We start from the raw sequence: 22,716 nt of genomic DNA, 5'->3' as shown, positions 1-22,716 counted from the left end.
GAGGGGCTCAGCCGTTGGCCGAATCCAGTAAAATCGTCGGCATGAACGCCCCCACCTTCCCCTACGACACCGCGCGCCTGAGCGAACTGGCCCAGCTGCTGATCGACAACGTCCGCGAACTGGCCCATGCCGGCTGGACCCCGGCCACCAGCAGCAACTTCTCCCACCGCCTGGACGATCGCCACGCGGCGATCACGGTGTCCGGCAAGGACAAGGGCCGCCTGATCGAGGACGACATCATGGTGGTGGACTTCGACGGCCAGGCCGTCGGCCGTCCGCTGCGCCCGTCCGCCGAGACCCTGCTGCACACCCAGTTGTACCGCCGCTTCCCGGAGGTCGGCTGCGTGCTGCATACGCACTCGCCGGTGCAGACCATCGCCTCGCGCCTGTACGCGCCGCAGGGTCATGTCCGCCTGGAAGGCTACGAGCTGTTGAAGGCCTTCGCCGGCAACAGTACCCACGAAATGGTCATCGATGTGCCGGTGTTCGCCAACACCCAGGACATGAACGTGCTGTCGAAGCAGGTCGATGACCTGCTCGACCGGCAGAACCTGTGGGGCTATCTGATCGATGGCCACGGCCTGTACGCCTGGGGCCGCGACATGGCCGAGGCACGCCGCCACCTGGAAGCGTTCGAGTTCCTGTTCCACTGCGAACTGGAGCTGCGCAGGCTGCGCGGCTGAACCGGCGCGCAGGTGCAGATGCCGATCCGGAATCTGCGCCCTACACCCACCCTGCTACCCTGTCTTCCCCCCGAGACGTTCAAGCTGCCGCCATGAGCCGACTGCGCATCTACGACGACACCCGCCCCGATTCGCCGCTGCTGGACACCCAGGACGGCGCGGTCATCACTGCCGAGCTGCAGAAGATCGGCGTCACCTTCGAGCGCTGGCAGGCCACCGCGCCCGTCGCGCCGGGCGCCAGCCAGGAGGAAGTATTCGCCGCCTACCGCGCCGACATCGACCGCCTGGTCGCCGAGCGCGGCTTCAAGAGCGTGGACGTAGCCTCGATCGCCCCGGACAACCCGAATCGCGCCGAGCTGCGCAAGAAGTTCCTCGACGAGCACTTCCACAAGGAAGACGAAGTGCGCTTCTTCGTTGCTGGCTCGGGCCTGTTCACCCTGCACGTGGGTGACAAGGTCTATGAGATCGAGTGCGTGAAGGATGACCTGATCGCCGTGCCCGATGGCACCACCCACTGGTTCGACATGGGCGAGGAACCCAGCTTCGTGGCGATCCGCTTCTTCACCGAGCCGGATGGCTGGGTCGGTCACTTCACCGGCACCGACATCGCGCAGAAGTTCCCTCGTTACGTACCCACCCAGGCGTCCTGATCCATGCAAGCCCGCGTCATCCTGACCGATATCGAAGGCACCACCAGCAGCATCTCGTTCGTCAAGAACGTGCTGTTCCCCTATGCGCGCAAGGCATTGCCCGCGTTTGTCGCCGAGCATGGCCAGCAGCCGGACGTCCGCCGCTGGCTGGATGCGGTGGCAACCGAGATCGGCGGTGCCTGCCAGGACAGCCTCGTGGCCGAGACGCTGCAGGGCTGGATCGACCAGGACCGCAAGCACACCGCACTGAAGGCGCTGCAGGGACTGATCTGGGACGAAGGCTACCGCCGTGGCGACTACACCGCGCACTTCTACCCGGAAGTAGCGCCGGTGCTGAAGGGCTGGCACGCCTCCGGGCTGCCGCTGTACGTGTACTCCTCCGGCTCGGTGCCGGCGCAGAAGCTGTTCTTCGGCTTCAGCGATGCCGGGGACCTCAGCCCGCTGGTGTCGGGCTGGTTCGACACCGAAGTCGGCGGCAAGCGCGAGGCCGACAGCTACCGCCGCATCGTGCAGGCCATCGGCGTACCGGCCGGCGAGATCCTGTTCCTGTCCGATGTGGTGGAAGAACTGGATGCCGCCCGCGAAGCCGGGCTGCAGACCCGCCTGATCGATCGCCTGGATGATTACCCGATGCCGCGTACCGGGCAGGCCGCCAACGGCCACGAACGGGTCGAGAATTTCCAGCAGATCCAGCTGTAAGCAAGAAAAAGGGGACGGAGGGGATTAAGTCGTTTGTGGCACACATGGGCCACAAACGACTTAATCCCCTCCGTCCCCTTTTTTGCTCAACGGTCGTTGAGGGTCTTCACCTTCAGCGCTTCGCGCAGGGTAACCAGATCCACCGGGCCGCGCACCGCGATATCGCGGGTTTCACCCGGCAGCAGGTCCAGCAGGTTGTCTTCGACCTGCACATCCAGCGCGCCGAAGTCGATCCACGCCGCGCGCACATACGCCGCGCTTTCCAGCCGCAGACGATAGTGGTCCCCTTCGATGGACAACGTGGCCTTGAGTTTCTGCCGCGGCAACACCTGGTCCTTGGCTTCAACGAAACCGACCACCTGCCGCGCACTCACGTTGCCGTCCTGCAGCAACTCGAACACCGCCACCGTACGCATCGGGTCGGCACCGGCCAGCAGCTCCGCATCGCTGAAATCGCCCATCGGGGTGACACCCGCCGCCGCCAACGTCACCGTTTCCTCGCGACGACGCAGCACCTTCCCCTCCACGTCCATCACCCGCAGACGCCAGCGCGCATCCAGTGCGGCACCGTCGTTGATCAGGCGCACCCGCGTGCTGCCCTCGTCGCGCAGCGCTGCCACCGTCACTGGCGCGAAGAAACGCCGCGCGGCGAAGTGCAGCGCCTTCCAGCGGCCGAAATAGTCCACGCTGGACCACGAGGCGCCGGGCCAGACATCGTTGAGCTGCCAGTACAGCGAGCCCATCGTGTACGGGCGCGAGGCGCGATGGTGCAGTGCCGCCAGAGCGATGCCATCGGCCTGCATGACCTGGCTGAGGTAGACGAAGTCCTCGAAGTCCTTCGGCGTACCGTAGCCCAGCTCGATGTAGTGCAGCAGGCGGCTGTTGCCCTCGCCCGCCATGAACTTCTGGTGCGCACGGATCACCGGGCTGTCGATGCGCTGCTCGGCGCGGGTGGCGATCTGGTCCACCGTCGCCACCGACGGCCACGCCTGCAGCCCGTACTCGGACATGAAGCGCGGCGTCTCACGCAGGTAGGCCTGCACCGGCAGCGCCGGATTGCCCCAGACCTGCCAGTAGTGCTTGTCGCCGCGGGTCGAGTCGTTGGCCTTTTCGTCAAGATCGTTGCTCGGTGAACTGGACCAGTACGGCACGCCCAGCCCTTCCTCGCCCACCACCGCGCGCAGATCGTTGCCGAACAGGTCGACATAGCCCTGCCAGACCTTCGCTGCAAACGCCGGGTCGGCCGCCTTCAGGTCGCGACCATGGCCCCAGTCCTTCCAGGCGGTTTCTTCCTCGTTGTTGCCACACCACAGCACGATGCTGGGGTGGTGGCGCAGACGGCGCACGTTGTCGCGTGCTTCGGCCACCACGTTGGCACGAAACGCCGGATCGTAGCCCGGCTGCATGCCGCCGCCGAACATGAAGTCCTGCCACACCAGCAGGCCCAGTTCGTCGGCGATGTCGAAGAACGCGTCCTCCTCGTAGTAGCCGCCGCCCCAGTTGCGCAGCATGTTCATGTTGGCGTCGCGCGCGGCCGTCAGTACCTGGCGCAGGCGTGCGGCATCGACGCGCGCGGGGAAGGCATCGAACGGAATCACGTTGGCGCCCTTGGCGAAGATCTCCACGCCGTTGATGACGAAGGCAAAGCCCTGCCCGCCCTTGCGGTCTCCCTCGCGGCGCAGTTCGACCGTGCGCAGCCCGATGCGCTGCTCGCGCGCCAGCTCCGGCGCGCCACCTTGGTCCAGGCGGGCCTGCACCGTGTAGCGGTCCTGCGCGCCGTAGCCGACTGGCCACCAGCGCCGCGGATCGGCCAGTTCAACCGGAACCTCGATGCTGTTCTGGCCGGGCTTCAGCAGCACCGTGCGCTGCACCTGGGCCACGCTGCGACCCTGCGGATCGCGCACATCGACATTGACCACCGCAGAACCGGCAGCGTCGCCCTGCTCTACTTGCAGCAGCACGGCCAGCTTCGCCTGCTCCGCGCTCAATGCATCCGTGCGCACCGCAAGATCGGTCAGGCGGTGCGCGTCCCAAGCCTGCAGATCGATTCCGCGCCAGACGCCGGCGGTGACATAGCGCGGACCCCAGTCCCAGCCGAAGTGGTAGGCCGGCTTGCGCGCGAAGTTGCCGACCATCGCGTCCTTCGGCTCATCGCCATACGGCGACGGATAGTTGCCAGCGATCTTGTGCGGCATTGCCTGCACGCCCGGCAGCAGGGTGCGGATCGGCGAACGGAACACGATCTGCAGTTCATTGTCCCTGGCCCGCAGGCGCCCATTCACGCGCGCGCGCCAGGTCCGGTGCGCGTTGTCCGCACGCAGCAGCGGCTTGCCGTTGAGGCTGACGTCGGCGTAGGTATCCAGACCGTCGAAGCGCAGCTCGGCATTGGGCTTGGCCAGCGTCGCCGCATCCACGTCGAAGCGCGCGCGGTACTCCCAGGCGGCCAGGCCGATCCATTGCAGTTCGGCCTCTGGTGCGCCGACATACGGATCACGGATCAGTTCGTGAGCGAGCAGGTCGGTGTGCACGCTGCCCGGCACCGTCGCCGCCCGCCATTGCTGCAGACCTGGATGAGCGGCGCCCTGCGCGTCGCCGGGCAGCATGCGGAACTCCCACTGTGCCTGCAGCGGCGTGGCAGCGACCGGGAAGGCGGACGCCGCGATCAGCAGCAGGAGCAGGCGGAAAACGAGGGGAAGGCGATGCACGGGATGCTCCTGTTTTTCCGCCGGGCATGGCCCGGCGCTACCTGCAAGTCCAGTTCATGGCAGTGCCGGGCCATGCCCGGCGCACCAACCTCAACGCACCACGTTCAACACTTCGTAGCACGCACCCATGGTGTGGTAATCCACCTTGCCGGCCGGGCTCTTTTCGTCGCTGTACTTGCGATTGTCGGCATCGAGGATGCGGAACCAGGCGCCGTACCGGTGATCGACGAAGTGTTCCCACGAATACGCCCAGATACGCTCGTACCACTGCCAATAGCGGTCATCGCCGGTACGCTTGGCCATCAGTGCGGCGGTCGCCAGCGTCTCAGCCTGCACCCAGAAATACTTGTCGTCGTCGCAGACGAAACTGTCGCCACCGATCGGGGCGCCATCCATGCCCGGCTGCCGGCGCGACTCCGGCGCGAAACCGTAGTACAGGCCACCCCGCGCCTCGTCCCAGCTGCGCGCCACAGCCACGTCGAACAGGTGCTGCGCGGTCGGCACCAGCCAGTCGACCTGCACATGGCGGTCCAGGATCAACAACAGCTTGGCCCATTCGGTCTGGTGGCCCGGCTGGAAGCCCCATGGGCGGAACAGGTGCTTGGGGTCGTCCAGGTTGTAGTCCCAGTCGATCTCCCAGTTGGAATCGTAGTGCTCCCACACCAGGCCACCGGCCTTGGCGGCCTGGCGACGGGTCATGTTGTTGGCCAGCTGCAGCGCGCGCTCCACATAGCGCTGTTCGCCGCTGGCCTCGAAGGCGGCCAGCATCGCCTCGCACATGTGCATGTTGGCGTTCTGGCCACGGTAGCCGGTGAAATTCCACTGCCCATCGGCTTCGTCCTTGTAGAGGCCGTGCTGGGGCTCCCAGAAGCGCGCCTCCAGCAGCTGCCAGGTCTCGTCCATCCATGCGCGGGCCTGTTCGAGACCGGCCTTCAGTGCGCAGCTGTAGGCCAACAGCACGAACGCCACGCCGTAGCAGTGGTTCATGTCGTCCTCGACCTTGCCGTCGCGCAGGGTCCAGGCGTAACCGCCGGTGGCCGGGTTGCGGTGCACCTCGCGCAGGTAGCGCACGCCGTGCTCGACCGCCTCACGGTACTCGGCGTTGCCGAATTCGCGGTAGGCCATCGCGTAGTTGAAGACGAAACGCGTGCTGCTCACCAGATGGCGATGGTTGGCGTCGTAGATGCTGCCGTCGTCACGGAAGTAGTGGAAGAAGCCACCGTTCGGATCGATGCACCGCGGATGGTAGAACGCCATCGTATCGGCGATGTGCGCGCGCAGGAACGCGGGCGAACGGAAGTCGGGGGAGGTGCTCATGCGTTAATGTCCTGGGCCTGCAGCAGCTGCTGCACTTCATCGAGCGAGGGCATCGCGGCGAACGCGCCCTTGCGGGTAACAGCCAGCGCACCGACCGCAGCACCGAAGCGCAGCGTGGCGGTGATCGCCTCCGGGTCCTGGCAGAAGGCGGCAAAACCGGCACCGGCGCCGCTGCGCTCCAGCAAGCCGACCAGCACGCCACCGACGAAGGCATCACCGGCCGCGGTGGTATCGACGGCAGCCACGCGGAAGCTGGTGACCGTGCCGTGGTTGTCGCGCGTGTACCAGTGCAGCGTGGCCGCACCGTCGGTGACGATCACCCAGCGCACGCGCGCAGCGAGCAGGCGCCGCAGTACCGCAGCCTCGCCATCGGCACCCAGCGGCGCGGCCAGGTAGTCCAGCTCCTCGCGCGACAGCTTGACCAGGTCGGCGCGTTCCAGCGCCTGCCACAGGCGCGGTGTCGGGTCCTCGTTCGCCGGCCACAGCGCCGGACGCAGATTGAGGTCGAGGCTGACCACCGCACCAGCCGCACGCGCGCGATCCATGCCGGCGAAGGTCGCCTCGGCGATCGCCGCTTCGGTCAGGCTGTTGGAACAGACATGGAAGCACTGTGCGCTGTCGAAGCACGCCGCCTGGAAGTCGCTGTCACGGAACAGCAGGTCGGCTGCCGGCGGGCGATAGAAGCTGAAGCTGCGCTCGCCGCTGGCATCCAGTGCGACGAAGGCCAGTGCGGTCTTGGCCGCATCGGTACGCACGATGTAATCCGTGCCCACGCCGTGCTCGACCAGGCTGTCGGCCAGGAAGTCGCCGAACATGTCGCGGCCCAGCGTGCCGACGAACTGCGTCTTCGCACCCAACCGGGCGGCCGCAACGGCAACGTTGGCCGGTGCACCACCGGCGTACTGCAGGAAGGCGCGCGGCGTGTCGGCCGAGGCCGGCGGCTGCGCTAGTAGATCGATCAAAATTTCGCCGAAGCAAACGATGGCACCCATTCCGGACTCAGCCTCCCTGCGGAATGCGGGTCGACGGGCGCGAGCCCACCAGACCGTAGAAAATAATGTAGAGGTAGCAGGCGATAGGCAGCAAGAAACTCAAGTGCAGGCCAATGCGATCGGCCAGCATGCCCTGCAGCAGCGGGATCACCGCACCACCGACAATGGCCATGATCAGCAGGCTTGACGCCTTGTTGGTCAGCGGCCCCAAGCGTTCGATTGCCAGCGAGAAGATGGTCGGGAACATGATCGAGTTGAACAGGCCCGTGGCCACGATGCCGTACATGGCCGCCTTGCCGCTGGCGGCCAGAGTCACGCCCAGCAGAATCACATTGGCGACAGCGAAGCCAGCCAGGAGACGCCGCGGCGAATACTTGGCCAACAGCCAGGAACCGGCAAAACGGCCAACCATCGCGCATCCCCAGTAGGCCGACACATACTTCGTGGCCTGCTGCTCGCTCATGCCACCGATCTCCGGCAGGGCGAGATAATTCACCATCAGACTGCCGATGGAGACTTCGGCGCCCACGTAGAAGAAGATCGCCAGCACACCGAACAACACGTGCGGCTGCTTCAGCGCATCCAGCAACGTGTGATGATTCGTATCGGCCTTCTCGGTGGTCTCGGCCAGACTGGGCAGGCGGAACAGGTAGACGAACACTGCCAGCAGCACCAGCGCGATCGCCAGGCCCACGTATGGCCCCTGCACGGAGTGCGCTTCAGCGGCGCGATAGGCCACCTGCTCGGCCACGGGCAGGGCGTCGATCTCGTCGCCGCTCTTCACCGTGGTGCTGAGGATCAGGAAGCCTCCGAACAATGGTGCCAGCGTGGTACCCAGCGAATTCAGCGCCTGGGCCAGGGTCAGGCGGCTCGAGGCGGTCTGTTCAGGCCCCAGCAGCGCTACGTACGGATTGGCAGCAACCTGCAGCACGGTGATGCCGGTGGCCAGCACGAACAATGAAGCGAGGAACGCGTCGTACGTGCGCAACGCCGCTGACGGCCAGAAGCCGAGCGCGCCGACACCGGCGATCAGCAGGCCAGCGATGATGCCCTTCTTGTAACCAAGGTGGGCCACCAGCCGGCCTGCCGGCAACGACATCAGGAAGTACGCGCCAAAGAAAGTGAACTGCACCAGCATCGCGCGCGTGTAGTTCAGCTCGAACACCGCTTTCAAGTGCGGGATCAACACATCGTTCAGACTGGTCAGGAAGCCCCACATGAAGAAGATCGTGGTGGCCACCGCCAGTGCGGCACGTGCGTTCATCACCGGCGCGGTGCCGCTGGAAGAAGAACCCGATGGACGGGGCGTTGCGGAGATCGGCATGCGGTACGCGCCTCGATGCGCGGAAGGTCGTTGTTGCGTGGAAGGGGGTATGCAGAAGGAATCAGTTCGGTCGTGCGGCACTGCTTTCGCGGATGCGCAACTGCACCGGCGCAACCGTGCGCCGTGGCGGCGCGTCCGGTTCGTCCAGCCGCTGCAGCAGCAGCGCGGCAGCCTGGCGGCCACGCTCGCGCGGGTCGGCGGTGAGCGTGGTCAACGGCGGAACCGCGACCGACGCCTCGGAAATATCGTCGAAGCCTGTCACGGCAAAATCACCGCCCGGACGGATACCGCGCGAATTCAAGCCCAGCATCAGGCCAAGCGCGACGGTGTCGTTGTAGCAGACCGCCGCACTTGGGCGATGGCCATCGGCGAACAGCTCATCGGTGCGCGCTGCCGCTTCCAAGCGATTCGGGGCCGATTCGATCATCCAGCCCGGCGGCAGCGACAGGCCGGCCTCGGCCAGCGCCTGCTGGAAACCCGCGCGGCGCTGGTGGCAGGAACTGGATGCGGCGTGGCCCCCGAAGAAGGCGATCTGGCGATGGCCGCGCTCGATCAGGTGGCGCGTGGCCAGATAGGCGCCGTGCTGGTTGTCCAGGGTCAGGAAGTCCCAGTCGGCCCCGGCCAGTTCGCGGTTGAACAGCAGCACGTTGGCATTGGCGCCCAGTGCCTGCCGCAGCTGTGCGGTATCGCTGCCCTCGGCCGGCGACAGGATCAGGCCGGCCGGGGTGTGCTCCATCAGCGTGGACAGCACCGCCTGCTGCCGCTCCGGCGATTCACCCGTGCTGCCGAGCAGGGTCACGTAGCCACGCCCGCCCAACGCCTCGTCCACGCCCGATGCGAACTCGGCGAAGAACGGGTTGGAGAGATCGTTGATCACCAGCGCGATGCTCGACGAGGTACGACGGCGCAGGTTGGCCGCCGCGCGGTTGTAGACGTAACGCTGGCGGCGCAGTTCGGCCTCGACCTTGGCCCGGGTATCGACGTTGACCAGCGGGCTGCCACGCAGCACCAGCGACACGGTTGCCCGTGACACGCCGATCGCGCGCGCGATGTCGGTCACCGTCACCGCCTTGCCGGCGCGCTTGCTGGGACTGTTGCCGTTGTCGTTCATCGTCTTCCCGGACTCCGCTGGAGGCTCAAGCCTAATGGATCAGGGCCGTGTCGTGCCGTGCCGTTCGCTGGGTCAGCGCGAACGGCACAGTCCGGCTCAGCGCAGCTGGCTGCCCGGTGCCGCGCACCAGGACACCGGCAGGTCCTTCACCGCCGTGCCCCAGCCCTGCTCCGGCGCCTTCGCGTCGAGTGCGAACTGCAGCCGCGGGCCCTGCTGCAGGCGGTCCCAGTCCAGCCACACCGGTGCATGCGGCTGGCCGTCGACCCGCACACCCTGCACGTACTGCAGGCGGCGGCCATCGGCACCCGGCGCGTCGATGCGCAGGGTCCGGCCATTGCCCATGTCCACTTCGACCTTGCTGAAGCGCGGCGTGTGCAGCAGGAACTGGCCGCTGCCCGGCACCGCCGGGTACACGCCGATGGCGCTGAACAGGTACCAGGCCGACATCGTGCCGAGGTCATCGTTGCCGGTCACGCCATTGGGGGCATTGGTGAACAACTGCTGCGCGGCACGCACCACGGCCGCGGTCTTCCACGGCTGGCCGATCAGCGTGTACAGCCACGGCGAGTGCAGGTCCGGCTCGTTGTTCGGGTTGTAGCGGAACTGGTTGTAGTAGCTGTACGGCCCGACCACCCACGCCTTGCGGGCGGCATTGAGCGGATCGGCCTGCAGCGCGTCCATCGCGAAGAACGCATCCAGGCGGCGACCGGCCTGTTCGCGGCCGTCCATCGCTTCGACCAGGCCCGGCACGTCCTGCTGCGCCAGCCACTGGTACTGCCACGCCGTGCCCTCATGGAAACCGTGGTGCGAACGGGGACTGTAGTGGCCATCGGCCGGCGTGTACCACTGGCCATCCTCGGTGCGCGGGCGCGGGAAGCCGGTGAAACCCGTCTCGGCATCGCGCACCTGCGGGTCCCACACCTTGCGCCAGTTGCGGCCACGCTCACGGAGTGTCGCCGCATCCTGCGCATGGCCCAGGCCATCGGCCATCTGCGAGAGCGCGCAGTCGGCCAGCGCATATTCCAGCGTGGCCGAACCACCATGGTGCGGATCGACATCCATGCCCTTGGACGGGAACGCGCGGTCGTAGGCCACATAGCCCTTGTCCAGGTAGGTCGGGTTGCCGGAGCGTCCGGCCATGCGCGAGTTCAGTGGTGGCGTGCCGAAGGCATTGCGGCGCAGTGCATCCCAGGCTTGCGATTCACGGCCCTTGAGCGCGCCGAAGCGCCACAGGTCGACCATGAACGGCGTGACCGGATCGCCGGTCATGATGTTGGTCTCGAAGTTGGCATAACCCCAGCGCGGCAGCCAACCGACCTGTTCGTCGATCGCCAGCAGGGTACGGCCGATGTCGCGCGCCACGTCCGGGCGGGTCAGCGCCAGCCACTGGTTCTGCGCGCGGTAGGTATCCCACAGCGAGAAGTACTCGTAATAGGTCCAGCCATCAGCGCGGTGGATACCGTCGTCATAACCACGGTAGCGGCCGTCGGCGTCGTTGCCGGTCATCGGCTGCAGCAGCGCGTGATAGACCGCGCTGTAGAACACGGTGCGGTCATCGGCGGTGCCGCCCTGCACGCGCACCCGGCCCAACTGCTCACGCCAGGCCTGCTGGGACAGCGCGCGCATGCGGTCGAAGCCGAGCAGCGCCCCACCCTGCATGCCCTCCGCGCGCAGGTTGGTGCGCGCGCCTTCGGCATCCACGTGCGAGATCGCGCTGACCGCTGTCACCGACTGGCCCTTGGCCAGGTCGAAGCTGAGCCAGGCACCGTTCGGCTTCTGCTCGCCTTCCATGCTGTGGCGCGCGCCCGGCAGGCCACCGCCCTCGCCCCAGGTGCCATGCGCCTTGAACGGACGGTCGAACTCGATGCGGAACCAAGTGGTGTACTGATGACCGCCGCAGAAACTCTTGGTGACCAGCTTGCCCTCGACCACGCGGTCGCCGACCACATCGACCACGCTGCCGATCACCGAATGGCGCTCGTTGGCCTGGCCGACGTTGACGAGGACGTGGCCATCGCCGCTGCGCTGGCTGAAGGTGTAGCGCTCGGCCGCGGCACGGGTACGCGCGGTCGCCTCGGCATCGATGCCACCGTAGCTGGTCAGGCGCACCTTGTAGTAGCCGGCCTGGCCGACCTCGCCATCGTGGGTGTAAGCCGACGCATAGGCCTTGTGGTCGAACTGCTTGGCATTGCCGGTATCGAAATCGCCACCCGGACCGATCGAGCCGGTCACCGGCAGCACCGACACCTGCCCGCCCTGTTCCCAGCAACCCGCGCCGGACAGGAAGGAGTGGCCGAACCCGCGGATCTTCTCGTCGTCATAGCGCCAGCCCGAGTAGTGGCTGCCGATCGGACTGACCTGGATCAGGCCGAACGGTGCCGACGCACCCGGGAACGTGTTGCCGTCGTCCTTGCTGCCGATGAAGGTGTTGACCTCGCGCTCCAGCGCTGCCGGGGCAGCCTGCAGCAGCACCGGCACTGACGACAGCGCGAGCAGGCAGGCCAGGCGCACCAGCGGGCGCGAGGACAATGGGACGGCGGGAGCGGACGGCACTGGGCGCATGTCGGGTTCCTGTAGTCGATGACGCGGAGGCAGACGGCCGGGGGCGTTCGGCACCGTTCCGCTGAGCCCTGCCCTGACCTGCAGAGAGCTCCCCCTGGAATGACGCCCGACCCACCAGACCGTGAATTTAGATCGATTCAAGTAGAGCATGCAGGTTCAGCCGAATGCATTCTGCGGCGCAGCATGAGATGGGGTGTTCGGCAGGGCTGCGCCCTGCACCTGCTACGAGCTGGAGCAACAGCAACCGCAACAGCAGAAGCAACAGCAGAAGCCGGTTTCCTGTGGGGAGTCGGGGTGGGTCCGGTTGCGGGGGACGCCGTAAACCCGTCCCCGCAGTCCGACACCGCCCCGCCAAGCCACAGACAACCCAGAGCCGCTTTGGCTTTGGCTTTGGCTGTTGCCGGCCAGCGGCCGGCACTACCGCGGGTGCAGGGCGCAGCCCTGCCGACCCACACTCCCCTGCGCACGAAAACGATTTCACTGATTTCAGCAAACCGTCATCCCTTCGCCACGCCAGTACCATATTGCGCAGCAGCATGCGCCTGCGGGCGACCCGTGCTAAAAATCGCCCGCCCATCGCTTAGATCGATCCAAGACGACGCTGCGATGGCCGGGAGTTGGGGGAGCAGCAACAGGACGTACCAGGCCACGCGCGCGGCGCCACTGGCAGTTGCTTGGCGACAGCGACAAAGTCACTTCAAATTAGATCGATTCAAGTTGTCCGTGCCACGTCACCGGATCAATCCAGGAGAGAGGGAGAGATGGGAATGAAGCATTCAACACGTACGCACGGCCACGACGCATTGTCGCTGGCCATCGCGCTGGCCCTGGCCGCCGCCGTCATTCCGGCTGGCGCCGCCGCGCAACAGGCCACGTCCACCGGCGGGCAGGATGCCACCACCCTGGACAGCGTCCAGGTCACCGGCTACCGCTACGCCATTGAAAAGAGCCTCGAGCAGAAGCGCGACGCCAACGCGGTGGTCGAGGTGATCACCGCCGAGGACGTCGGCAAGTTCCCCGACAAGAACGTGGCCGACGCACTGCAGCGCGTGCCCGGCGTGGTCATCACCCGCAGCGGTGGCGAAGGCAAGAGCGTCAGTGTGCGCGGCCTTGCGCCGGACCTGACCCTGACCCAGTTGAACGGCAACTTCGTCGCCTCGTCAGAGACCAACAACGAAGCGACACGCTCCTTCAACTACACCCTGCTGCCATCGAACATGTTGTCCAGCGCGGAGCTGTTCAAGTCGCCGGAAGCACGCATCGACGAAGGCGGCATCGGCGGCACGGTCATCCTGCATACCCGTCGCCCGCTGGACATGGAATCCAACTCCGGCTACGTGAACCTGGAGGGCACCACCTCCGATACCAGCCACGATGTCGATCCGCAGGCGTCCGCGCTGTACTCGTGGCACAGCAAGGATGAGCGCTTCGGCGTCCTCGTCGGCGTGACCCAGCAGAAGCGCACCACCCGCACCATGGAAGCCAGCACCGAGGACTACCAGTGGTACGGCAATGGCACCACGGCCCGCGATGCCAACGGCAACCTGCTGGAGCAGGATGGCATCCACTACTGGTGGGGCCAGTCCGGCTTCAACAACCAGGCTGGCAAGAACTACAGCGAATTCTTCATGCCGACCTCGGTGAACTTCGCGGTGAAGGAAGAAAAGCGCGAGCGCAAGGGCGGCCAGCTGACCTTCCAGTTCAAGCCGGTCGACAACGTCACGATGACCGCGAACTACTTCCGCTTCGAGTTGCAGGGTGACTACACCCAGAACATGCTGAAGGTGCCGGAGTGGAACCTGGCCCGCTACAACCAGGACGGCAACTGGGCCGGCGGCCGCCTGCTCAACGGCCTGGATTTCGACCCGAGTGGCAGCATCGCCACGGGTGCGCAGTACCAGAAGCTGGCCGGAAAGACCTATTACTGCAGTGAGGAAGAAGCAGCGGCAGCCGGCCTGGAACCCGGTGGCTGGGGCCCGGACGACTGCACCATCCCCACTCCGCAGCTCACCGGTGGATACAGCAAGGAAAAGGCACTGTCGCAGACCGCCGACCTGACCATCGACTGGGATATCAGCCCGCTGTGGAAGGCCTCGTTCACCGGCGGCCGCACCTGGTCCGAAGGTGGTCCGTCGATGAATTTCCGCATGTCGGCCAAGCCGCGCCGCAAGGTGGGCAACCAGTGGCAGTCCGGCAACCAGTACACCGCCTGGGACCTGACCGGCACGCCGTCGGTGCAGTTCTCGCCGGACCTGCAGCAGCAGTTGATGGCGGGCGTGGCCGAAGTCGATACCGGCTCGACCGATTCGTCGTGGATGCAGACCGAGGTCAAGCAGAACTACTTCCAGGCCGACGTCACCAAGCTGTTCGAGGCCGGCTGGCTGGATTCGATCCAGTTCGGCGCCAAGTACCGCGATGGCAAGGTCCACCGCAACACCGGCAACACCTATTGGGTGTGCCCGGGCCTGGATCCGTCCGACTATGACAACAATCGCTACCAGGCCGGCTGCGATCCGACCGCAGGCGATGCGCAACCGGGCTTCTTCCTGTCCAACCCGATCAGCAACATCACCGGCGCGTTCAACGCCAACGTGTTCCCGGGCATCAACTACCCGGCCTACATCGACTACCTGAACAAGACCTACGGTGGCTCGCACAACCGTACCGAAGAAGACTTCGTCTACGACGTCAACGAGAAGATCCATTCCGGCTACTTCCAGGCCAACTTCCGCACTGAGCGGGTACGCGGCAACATCGGCGTGCGCGTGGTGCGGACCAAGCAGTTCGCCCAGTCCAGCGATTCGGTCGAGCGCTTCAACGACTATTTCGTCGACAACGCCAGCGGCGCGCCGATGAGCTGCGATGATCCGGCCGCCGACCCGAACCTGCGCTGCCAGGGTGGCTTCGTCCGCCTGCCCGACCCGCAGGTGCGCGACAAGGTGTATGCCCTGTCGTCGCTGGAAAAGACCTATACCGACGTGCTGCCCAGCTTCAACATTGCCTGGGACATCACCGACAACCTGGTGCTGCGTGGCGCGGCATCGAAGGTGGTCGCGCGCCCGAGCTACACCAGCATCGCCTATCCCGGTGGTCTGCGTTACATCAGCGAAGAGTACGCCAACGACCGCCGCGTCACCGGCGGCACCGACACGCCCGGCTGGTACGGCTCGGGCAGCAACAAGGCGCTGGAACCGTTCAAGGCAGTGCAGTTCGACCTGGGCCTGGAGTGGTACTTCAAGCCGGGCGCGGTCGCAGGTGTTTCGCTGTTCCGCAAGAACGTGGACAACTTCACCGTGCCGGTGGTGCGCGACCAGCAGATGAACGTCGGCGGGCAGTCGGTCACCGTGCAGAAGTACGAGACCCAGGCCAATGGCCGCGATGGCGTGTCCCAGGGCGTGGAACTGTATGGCCAGTACACGTTCGACTTCGGACTGGGCGTGCAGGCCAACTACACCTACAACGACACCAACCTGGCCTCGATCGTGCTGGATGGCGAGGAAATCGGCTCCTCGCCGCTGGTCGGCAGTGCCAAGAACCAGGCCAACGTTACGGTGTTCTACGAGAACGACAAGTTCCTGGCGCGCGCCTCGTACAACCGTCGTGGTGAAGTGGTCGGCGGCCTGAACAATGGCATGACCACCTACACCAAGCCTTACAGCCAGCTTGACCTGAACGTGGCCTACAACCTCACTCCGGACTGGACGGTGACCGCCGCCGTACTGAACGCCACCAAGTCCGAGCTGCGCAGCTACATCGGCAACGACAGCCAGGCCCGCCTGCTGTCCAACCTGTACGCCGGCCGCCAGCTGTACTTCGGCGTGAACTGGAAGTTCTGAGGCAGCGCCGGGCCTGGCCCGGCGCAGTCTTGCCCGCCCCGGCGGGAATGGTCCTCCACGGCAGCCGCGCTGGTACAGGCGGCTGCCGTTTTCATGGGTGCCTGCGCCGCCGTTCAGCCACCTGCTTGACCCTGCCATCGTTGGAAGGTGCACACTGGTTTCATCTCACGAGCACCGAAGGAGCTACAGATGGAATTCCATGTTGACGGCATGACCTGCGGCGGCTGCGCGCGCAGCGTGACCCGCGCCATCCAGCAGATCGATCCGAACGCCAGTGTGGTGGCCGATCCGCCGACCGGCCTGGTCAAGGTGCAGACCACCGCATCACAGGAGCAGGTGTTCGCCGCGCTGAACGATGCGGGTTTCCCGCCGCGCACTGCCTGATCCCCTGGCCTCTGCCACAGCGAAGCCCGCCCCGTGCACTGTCACCGGGCGGGCTTTTTTGTACGCGACATGGAAACTCAGCGCTTGCGCGCGCGCCGCCGCACCGCGCCGGTCTTCGCTGCATCGACCGACAGCGGAGCCTCATCGTCTTCACCCAGCCGCTCCAGGATCGGGCACTCAGGGCGCTCGTCGCCTGCACAGCAACGGATCAGCGATTTCAGCGTGTCGGCCATCTGCCGCATGCTCTGGATGCGTTGTTCCAGGTCGGCGATGTGCTGCTCGGCCAGGTGCTTGACGTCGGCACTGTGCCGCGCGGTGTCGTTCCACAGGCCCAGCAGGTCACTGATTTCGGCCACCTGGAAGCCGAGATCGCGCGCGCGGCGGATGAAGCGCAGGCGATGGATGTCCGCCCGCGAATACGCCCGGTAGCCCGATTCGGTGCGATCGGCCGCGGGGATCAGGCCGATCTGTTCGTAGTAGCGGATCATCTTCGCCGACACGCTGGAGGCCTTGGCGGCGTCACCGATGTTCATGCGGTTCTCCTTCAATGGGTCGTGGCGTGGGCATCCGCCATCGGCGGCTGGAAGCGGCGCAGGCGCAGCGCGTTGCCCAGCACGAACACACTGGACAGCGCCATCGCACCGGCCGCGAACACCGGCGACAGCAGCACGCCCCAGGCCGGGTACAGCACGCCGGCCGCGACGGGAATCAATGCGGTGTTGTAGGCGAACGCCCAGAACAGGTTCTGCCGGATGTTGCCCAGCGTCGCCTTGGACAGCGCAATGGCATTGGGCACGCCCTGCAGGTTACCCGACATCAGCACCACGTCGGCCGACTCCACCGCGATATCGGTGCCGGTACCAATGGCCAGGCCGACATCGGCTTCAGCCAACGCAGGGGCATCGTTGATGCCGTCGCCGACGAAGGCGACGTGCCCATGCGTGGCCTTCAGCCGACGCACTGCCTCGACCTTGCCTTCCGGCAGCACCTCGGCCACCACTTCATCGATGCCGAGCTGGCGCGCGATCGCCTGCGCGGTCCCGGCGTTGTCGCCGGTGATCATCGCCACCTTCAGGCCCAACCGATGCAGCGCCGCGATCGCTGCCGGGGTGCTCGGCTTGATCGGATCGGATACCGCAATGATCGCGGCCAAGCGTCCATCGATGGCCACGTACATCGGTGACTTGCCCTGCGTGCCGAGTTCCGCCGCCAATGCTGCGAATGCAGTGATGTCCACGCCCAGGTCGCGCATGAAGCGATCGGCACCGACCTCCACGCGTGCACCCTCGACACTGGCCCGCACACCCATGCCGGTGACCGATTCGAAGTCGACCATGCCCGGCAACGCGATGCCCTGCCCGGTCGCGGCATCAACAATCGCGCGGGCGATGGGATGCTCCGAGCGCGACTCCACCGCGGCCACTGCCGCCAGAACCCTGTTGCGATCGAAGCCGGCAGCAATCTCCAGATCGGTCAGGCGCGGGCGGCCTTCGGTCAGCGTGCCGGTCTTGTCCACCGCCACCACCTGCGCGTCCTTCAGCAGCTGCAGGGCCTCGCCCTTGCGGAACAGCACGCCCATTTCGGCGCCACGACCGGTTCCGACCATGATCGAGGTCGGCGTGGCCAGGCCCATCGCGCACGGGCAGGCAATGATCAGTACCGCCACCGCATTGACCAGCGCGAAGCTCAGTGCCGGCGATGGTCCGAAGATCAACCAGACCGCGAAGGTCGCCAGCGCGGCCAGCATCACCGCCGGCACAAACCACAACGTGACCTTGTCGACCACCGCCTGGATCGGCAGCTTCGAGCCCTGCGCCTGTTCGACCATGCGGATGATCTGCGCCAGCAGGGTCTGCGCGCCCACGGCCGTGGCCCGCACCGTCAGTGCGCCCTTCTGGTTGACCGTGCCACCCACCACGCTGCTGCCCGGCAGCTTCTCGACCGGAATCGGCTCGCCGCTGATCATCGATTCATCGATGTAGCTGCGGCCTTCAACCACCTCGCCGTCGACCGGCACGCGCTCGCCCGGGCGCACTTCCACCAGGTCGCCGCTCTGCACTTCATTGACCGGGATGTCGACCGCGCGGCCGTCACGGACCACATGGGCCACCTTGGCCTGCAGGTTGACCAGGCGCTTGATCGCTTCGGAGGTGCGGCCCTTGGCCCGGGCCTCGAGGAAGCGGCCGAGCAGGATCAGCGCGACGATCACCGCCGCCGCTTCGTAGTAGACGTTCACCGTGCCCGGCGGCAGCAGCCGCGGTGCAAAGGTCGCTACCACCGAATAGCCGAACGCCGCGGCGGTGCCCACCGCCACCAGTGAATTCATGTCCGGGGCCAACCGCAGCAGCGCCGGGAAGCCCTTCTGGTAGAAGCGGCGCCCGGGGATGGCCAGCACCAGGAGCGTCAGTGCGAACTGCAGGTACCAGCTGGCCTGCATGCCGAGGGTGGACATCACCCATGCGTGCATGCCGGGGATCAGGTGCGAGCCCATTTCCAGTACGAACACCGGCAGTGCCAGCGCGGTGGCCACGATCAGGTCGCGCTTCAGTCCGGCGCGCTCGGCATCCTTCTTTTCCGCAGCCTGATCATCGGACTGCACACCCGCCTCGATCACACGTGCGTCATAGCCGGCCTTGTCGATCGCGGCGACCAGCGCAGCCACGTCCGCCATGCCACGCACCGTGGCGCGCTCGGTGGCCAGGTTGACGCTGGCCTGGCTGACGCCGGGCACGGCCAACAGCGCGCGTTCGACACGGCCCACGCAGGAAGCGCAGGTCATGCCTTCGACCGCCAGCTCGGTGGTCGCCGCGGGCACGTCATAGCCCACCCGCTCCACTGCCTGGACAAGCGCCGCGCGATCCACCGGGCCCGACGGACGAATGTCCGCCCGCTCGGTGGCCAGGTTCACCGAGACACTGCCCACGCCCTCGACCTTGGACAGTGCTGCCTCGACCCGGCCCACGCAGCTGGCGCAGGTCATGCCCTCGATGGGCAGGCTGATGGTGGAGGGGCTGGCGGGGGCGGCAGCGGCGCGCGGCATGCTCATGATCGGATTCCCGGGTTTCCTTCTGGATGCGGACAGGCTAAACCTTGCCATCGTGGGAAGGTCAAATCCAGCCTGTCCGCATGCCTGAAGGGAGCGCCGCCCCCGGCGTCCCGTTTCCGCATCCACGCATGGCGTGGATCCAGCGGCGGAGGTCGGTCTCCTCAGAAGGTGAACACATACTCCAATGCGAACTCGCGGCCGACCGCGCTCAGCAACCGGGTCGGGGCGAAGTCATAGTCCAGCTTGTACGGGTCCTTGTGGTTCCAGCTGGCCGAATTGAACACGTTGTTGACGTAGACATTGACCTTGGCGTGCTCGGTCACCTGGTAACCCACGTTGACGTTCCAGGTGATGAACGGGCCGACCCGGCCGAAGTAGCGCGAGGTCTGCTGGCCCGCGTTGGGGTTCGGGTTCACCGAGCCATCCGGCAGCTGTGCCGGTTCCAGGCAGTTCAGCGACGGGCTGTCACTGGGCACGTAGCCGTCGGCGAACGGCAGGCAGCCGCCGGGATTGTCCAGGCGGTCGGTGCCCCAGTGATAGCGCACGCCCGGCACCGAGCCCACGCGGTCGGCATAGACGTTGGCGTTCCAGTTGCCGCGCTGCCAGGCCAGGCTCGCGCGCAGCTTGCTGCGCAGGTCCCGGTCGCGCCGTTCCGGGTTCGGGTCGTTGGCGTAGCGCTGTTCCTTGGTCGAGATCTGGTTGGTGTAGTTCAGGCCCAGCTGGAAGCTGCCCCACTGCGCGGTTTCCAGGCGATAGCGTGCAGTCAGGTCGATGCCGCGCACTTCCCGGCTGGCCAGGTTGAACGGGCCGCGCTCGATCGATACCAGGCGGCCGCTGCTGTCACGGTTCACGCGGGCCAGGATGCCGGCGCAATAGTCGCCACCGGCCGGATTGGCCCACGGCGTGCCATCGATGTTCTTGCCGGTCAGGCAGCCGGCCTCGCTGGCCAGCACCTCGTCGGCGCCGACGTCGACGATCATGTCTTCCAGCTTGATCGCCCAGTAGTCGGCGCTGAACGACAGGTTCGGCATCACGTCCCAGACGAAGCCGACCGTCCACGAATCGCCGGTTTCCGAACGCAGCAGCGGCGTGCCACGCCGGTTCACGTCGAAGGTGTACCAGACATCGGTGTTGCCCACGCCACAGTTGTTGACCAGGTAGGCACCGCTCTGGATGCAGCGCAGGCGGTCATAGGTCTGCACTTCGGAACTGCTCGGCTGGCCCAGCAGGTAGTGCATGTCCGGCGCGTGGAAACTGGTGGCATACGAGCCACGCACCAGCAGCGATTCGACCGGGCGCCATTCCAGGCCGACGTTCCAGGTGGTCTCCTTCTGGCTGCCGATATCCAGCGCTTCACTGCTGTCATCGGCCTTGTAGTTGCCATAGCGGTCGTAGCGGGCGGCGGCGGTGGCCGTCACGCTCTCCAGCAGCGGGATCTTGAACTCGACGCCGGCCGAGTAACGGGTGCGCTCGCCGCCACCGCGATCGACGTTCTGCAGATCGAAGTCGATGCCGGCGCGCGGGTCCGGGCTGAGGTGATAGCCCTGCTGCGCGACTTCGGCCACGGCGGCGAACGAGATCGGGCCGGCCCAGCCCTGGAACAGCTCGCCGGTGATGTCCGCCGAGGCCTGGTTGACCCACGATGACGCGCGGTTCCTGGCGACCGTGCCCATCTGCCAGTACTGGTCCGGCGTGAGCGGATTCCACCAGCGCGATTCGTTCAACGCGTAGATCGCCTCGCCATCGGCGGTGGTACCCAGGCGCGGGCCGAGGAAGAAGTCGTACGACTTCTGCTCGTCCACCACGTTCTGCCGTTCTTCCACGCGATAGTAGGAACGCCCCACCGTGGCGCTCCAGTCGAAGCGGTCGGCAAGGCGGCCACGCAGGCCCGCGCTCCAGTCCCATGACAGCTCGCGGTTGGTGTTGCGCAGGGTGTCCAGGCCGCCGACTTCGTTCGGGGTGAACTGGCGCACGCCCAGGATCGGGCGGTTGCGGTTGGCATCCCAGTAATAGCCGTTGTCGTCGTCGATCAGCGAGACGCTGGGCGGGTTGGTGCCCCAGATCGCTTCGGAGCGGTACACCGCCAGGTTGGTCCAGGCCTGCAGGTCGCTGCTGAAATCGAAGGTGGCATACAGGTTGCCGGACACGTTCTCGGCACCACCGGTCAGCAGCCAGTTGGCGTAGTCGGCGCTCATGCCGCACAGGCGGCCGGTGTTGGTGATGGTGTTGGTAGCGTAGTTGTAGACCAGCCGATCGGCAGTGTAGTACTCGCCGTCGAACTTCTCGCAGGTGCCTGCAGGCGGTGCCAGGCGCTGGCCGTTGGTCGGGTCGATCAATGCCAGGCCCGAGGTGGGGCGGAAGCCGACCTTGCGCTGCTCCATGTTCCAGGAGGGATACGGTGCGTCGTCGGCGTCGTCCATCTGCGGTCGGTCGCGTCCGAACAGCGGATCGCGCTTGGTGTACTGCAGCGCGTAGGTCACGCTCCAGTTGTCGCCGGTCTTGCCGCCGGCCCAGGACAGGTCCCAGGTATCTCGCCCACCTTCTGTGGAGGTACCGCCACGCACGCGCACTTCGTCGCCGTCGTAGTTGGTCTTGAGGATGACGTTGACCACGCCGGCGATCGCATCCGAACCGTAGATCGCCGAGGCGCCGCCGGTCAGTACTTCGATGCGCTCGACCGCGGCAGCGGGAATGTTGCCGTAGTTGGAGAAGTTGGTTTCACCGCCATACGGCAGCGGGTAATCGGCCACGCGACGGCCGTTGACCAACAGCAGCGAGCGGTTCGGGCCCATGCCGCGCAGGTTCAGGCCACTGGCGTTGGGCGTGTGCGAGCCCCATTGCGAGGCGGCTTCAACGGTGCCGGTCGCTTCGGTGAGCGTCTTCAGCGCGTCATACACGCTGACGAAGCCCTCTTTCTGGATCTGCTGCGCGGTAATCACGTTGACCGGGGCCGGGCCTTCGACCGCGGCGCGCTTGATGCGCGAACCGGTAACGGTGACCGCATCCAAGTCCTTGGTGGACGAACTGGCCGCTTCCTGTGCACCCGCGGCCAGGGGCAACAGGGCCAGGACCAGTGCCTGGGACAGCAGGTGACGACGCTTGTGGACGATCTGAGCCATGGGTGGTTGCTCTTCGAAGATGTGGACGCACGGGCGGACGGTGGCGCGGCACTACGACGGATCCAGGCGCCTGGATCGGTTCACGACCGATATGGCACCTCCCCTGTGGATCGATCCAAACTAAAGCACAGCTGAACCACGCCGGGCATGCGGCGATGCAGCAACACCCTAGGCAATGCCGCTATCAGCCGCAGGTATCAAGAACAATCAAAGGGTTGCGAAACATCGCTGAGAGAACAGCGCACACGTCAATGACACGATCGCGACAACCGCGCGCGGAACGGTTTT

14 protein-coding genes are annotated in these 22,716 nt (G+C 66.2%); 5 read left to right on the top strand and 9 right to left on the bottom strand.

All coding sequences use genetic code 11. From position 1 onward, the window contains the following. The first annotated feature begins 41 nt into the window (after positions 1-41). The 3 genes from A7X97_RS11975 (at position 42) to mtnC (ending at position 2,032) form a co-directional block, all read left to right on the top strand. Positions 42-683: a methylthioribulose 1-phosphate dehydratase gene (locus tag A7X97_RS11975; RefSeq protein WP_111007973.1), complete on the top strand. Its 642-nt coding sequence runs from the start codon at positions 42-44 to the stop codon at positions 681-683. Positions 684-775: 92 nt separating this feature from the next. Further along, a complete protein-coding gene (locus A7X97_RS11970; protein ID WP_065177596.1) occupies positions 776-1,333 on the top strand; it encodes a 1,2-dihydroxy-3-keto-5-methylthiopentene dioxygenase in 558 nt (185 codons plus the stop codon). A 3-nt stretch (positions 1,334-1,336) separates the two neighbouring features. Then, on the top strand, positions 1,337-2,032 hold the full coding sequence (mtnC, locus tag A7X97_RS11965; protein ID WP_061479251.1) for an acireductone synthase: 696 nt from the start codon (positions 1,337-1,339) through the stop codon (positions 2,030-2,032). Positions 2,033-2,118: 86 nt separating this feature from the next. On the opposite strand, the gene A7X97_RS11960 is transcribed toward mtnC, so the two are convergent. From A7X97_RS11960 to A7X97_RS11935, 6 genes are all read right to left on the bottom strand, one after another. Continuing rightward, the gene (locus tag A7X97_RS11960) at positions 2,119-4,737 is read right to left on the bottom strand and encodes a beta-mannosidase (RefSeq protein WP_111007968.1); all 2,619 of its coding nucleotides are present in this window, start codon (positions 4,735-4,737) and stop codon (positions 2,119-2,121) included. Between the two features lie 90 nt (positions 4,738-4,827). After that, positions 4,828-6,054, bottom strand: a complete 1,227-nt coding sequence (locus A7X97_RS11955) for an AGE family epimerase/isomerase (RefSeq protein ID WP_111007967.1) — start codon at positions 6,052-6,054, stop codon at positions 4,828-4,830. Beyond that, positions 6,051-7,046, bottom strand: a complete 996-nt coding sequence (locus A7X97_RS11950; RefSeq protein ID WP_111007966.1) for a carbohydrate kinase family protein — start codon at positions 7,044-7,046, stop codon at positions 6,051-6,053. The genes A7X97_RS11955 and A7X97_RS11950 overlap by 4 nt, the downstream gene beginning before the upstream one ends. A gap of 7 nt (positions 7,047-7,053) precedes the next feature. Continuing rightward, the gene (gene fucP / locus A7X97_RS11945; RefSeq protein WP_072169083.1) at positions 7,054-8,370 is read right to left on the bottom strand and encodes an L-fucose:H+ symporter permease; all 1,317 of its coding nucleotides are present in this window, start codon (positions 8,368-8,370) and stop codon (positions 7,054-7,056) included. Between the two features lie 61 nt (positions 8,371-8,431). Beyond that, positions 8,432-9,481 carry a LacI family DNA-binding transcriptional regulator gene (locus tag A7X97_RS11940; protein ID WP_061479246.1) on the bottom strand — a complete coding sequence of 350 codons (1,050 nt, stop codon included), beginning with the start codon at positions 9,479-9,481 and terminating at the stop codon, positions 8,432-8,434. Positions 9,482-9,577: 96 nt separating this feature from the next. Beyond that, positions 9,578-12,043, bottom strand: coding sequence for a GH92 family glycosyl hydrolase (locus A7X97_RS11935; protein ID WP_088497327.1), 2,466 nt, complete (start codon positions 12,041-12,043; stop codon positions 9,578-9,580). Positions 12,044-12,804: 761 nt separating this feature from the next. Here A7X97_RS11935 and A7X97_RS11930 point away from each other — a divergent pair. Both A7X97_RS11930 and A7X97_RS11925 read left to right on the top strand, forming a co-directional pair. After that, a complete protein-coding gene (locus A7X97_RS11930; protein WP_088497325.1) occupies positions 12,805-15,879 on the top strand; it encodes a TonB-dependent receptor in 3,075 nt (1,024 codons plus the stop codon). A 189-nt stretch (positions 15,880-16,068) separates the two neighbouring features. Continuing rightward, positions 16,069-16,263 (top strand): heavy-metal-associated domain-containing protein, encoded by a 195-nt coding sequence (locus A7X97_RS11925; RefSeq protein WP_049438338.1) that lies wholly within the window; start codon positions 16,069-16,071, stop codon positions 16,261-16,263. 77 nt (positions 16,264-16,340) lie between these two features. Here A7X97_RS11925 and cueR read toward each other — a convergent pair whose 3' ends face one another. The 3 genes from cueR to A7X97_RS11910 all read right to left on the bottom strand — a co-directional run bounded on the left by cueR (position 16,341) and on the right by A7X97_RS11910 (position 22,428). Continuing rightward, the gene (gene cueR / locus A7X97_RS11920; protein WP_088497331.1) at positions 16,341-16,796 is read right to left on the bottom strand and encodes a Cu(I)-responsive transcriptional regulator; all 456 of its coding nucleotides are present in this window, start codon (positions 16,794-16,796) and stop codon (positions 16,341-16,343) included. An 11-nt stretch (positions 16,797-16,807) separates the two neighbouring features. After that, positions 16,808-19,309, bottom strand: a complete 2,502-nt coding sequence (locus A7X97_RS11915) for a heavy metal translocating P-type ATPase (RefSeq protein ID WP_088497324.1) — start codon at positions 19,307-19,309, stop codon at positions 16,808-16,810. Between the two features lie 161 nt (positions 19,310-19,470). Continuing rightward, a complete protein-coding gene (locus tag A7X97_RS11910) occupies positions 19,471-22,428 on the bottom strand; it encodes a TonB-dependent receptor plug domain-containing protein (RefSeq protein WP_088497323.1) in 2,958 nt (985 codons plus the stop codon). Positions 22,429-22,716: the final 288 nt, after the last annotated feature.

It is taken from the genome of Stenotrophomonas sepilia (assembly GCF_003244875.1).
Taxonomy (GTDB): Bacteria; Pseudomonadota; Gammaproteobacteria; order Xanthomonadales; family Xanthomonadaceae; genus Stenotrophomonas; species Stenotrophomonas sepilia.
The sequence above is the reverse complement of the archived record's forward strand: the minus strand, read 5'-3'. Positions and strand labels throughout refer to the sequence as shown.

What these genes read in the sequence shown, in the direction of transcription:
- A7X97_RS11975 (WP_111007973.1), top strand. Translation starts at nt 42, where the DNA reads ATGAACGCCCCCACCTTCCCCTACGACACCGCGCGCCTGAGCGAACTG.
- A7X97_RS11970 (WP_065177596.1), top strand. Translation starts at nt 776, where the DNA reads ATGAGCCGACTGCGCATCTACGACGACACCCGCCCCGATTCGCCGCTG.
- mtnC (WP_061479251.1), top strand. Translation starts at nt 1,337, where the DNA reads ATGCAAGCCCGCGTCATCCTGACCGATATCGAAGGCACCACCAGCAGC.
- A7X97_RS11955 (WP_111007967.1), bottom strand. Translation starts at nt 6,054, where the DNA reads ATGAGCACCTCCCCCGACTTCCGTTCGCCCGCGTTCCTGCGCGCGCAC.
- A7X97_RS11950 (WP_111007966.1), bottom strand. Translation starts at nt 7,046, where the DNA reads ATGGGTGCCATCGTTTGCTTCGGCGAAATTTTGATCGATCTACTAGCG.
- fucP (WP_072169083.1), bottom strand. Translation starts at nt 8,370, where the DNA reads ATGCCGATCTCCGCAACGCCCCGTCCATCGGGTTCTTCTTCCAGCGGC.
- A7X97_RS11940 (WP_061479246.1), bottom strand. Translation starts at nt 9,481, where the DNA reads ATGAACGACAACGGCAACAGTCCCAGCAAGCGCGCCGGCAAGGCGGTG.
- A7X97_RS11935 (WP_088497327.1), bottom strand. Translation starts at nt 12,043, where the DNA reads ATGCGCCCAGTGCCGTCCGCTCCCGCCGTCCCATTGTCCTCGCGCCCG.
- A7X97_RS11930 (WP_088497325.1), top strand. Translation starts at nt 12,805, where the DNA reads ATGGGAATGAAGCATTCAACACGTACGCACGGCCACGACGCATTGTCG.
- A7X97_RS11925 (WP_049438338.1), top strand. Translation starts at nt 16,069, where the DNA reads ATGGAATTCCATGTTGACGGCATGACCTGCGGCGGCTGCGCGCGCAGC.
- cueR (WP_088497331.1), bottom strand. Translation starts at nt 16,796, where the DNA reads ATGAACATCGGTGACGCCGCCAAGGCCTCCAGCGTGTCGGCGAAGATG.
- A7X97_RS11915 (WP_088497324.1), bottom strand. Translation starts at nt 19,309, where the DNA reads ATGAGCATGCCGCGCGCCGCTGCCGCCCCCGCCAGCCCCTCCACCATC.
- A7X97_RS11910 (WP_088497323.1), bottom strand. Translation starts at nt 22,428, where the DNA reads ATGGCTCAGATCGTCCACAAGCGTCGTCACCTGCTGTCCCAGGCACTG.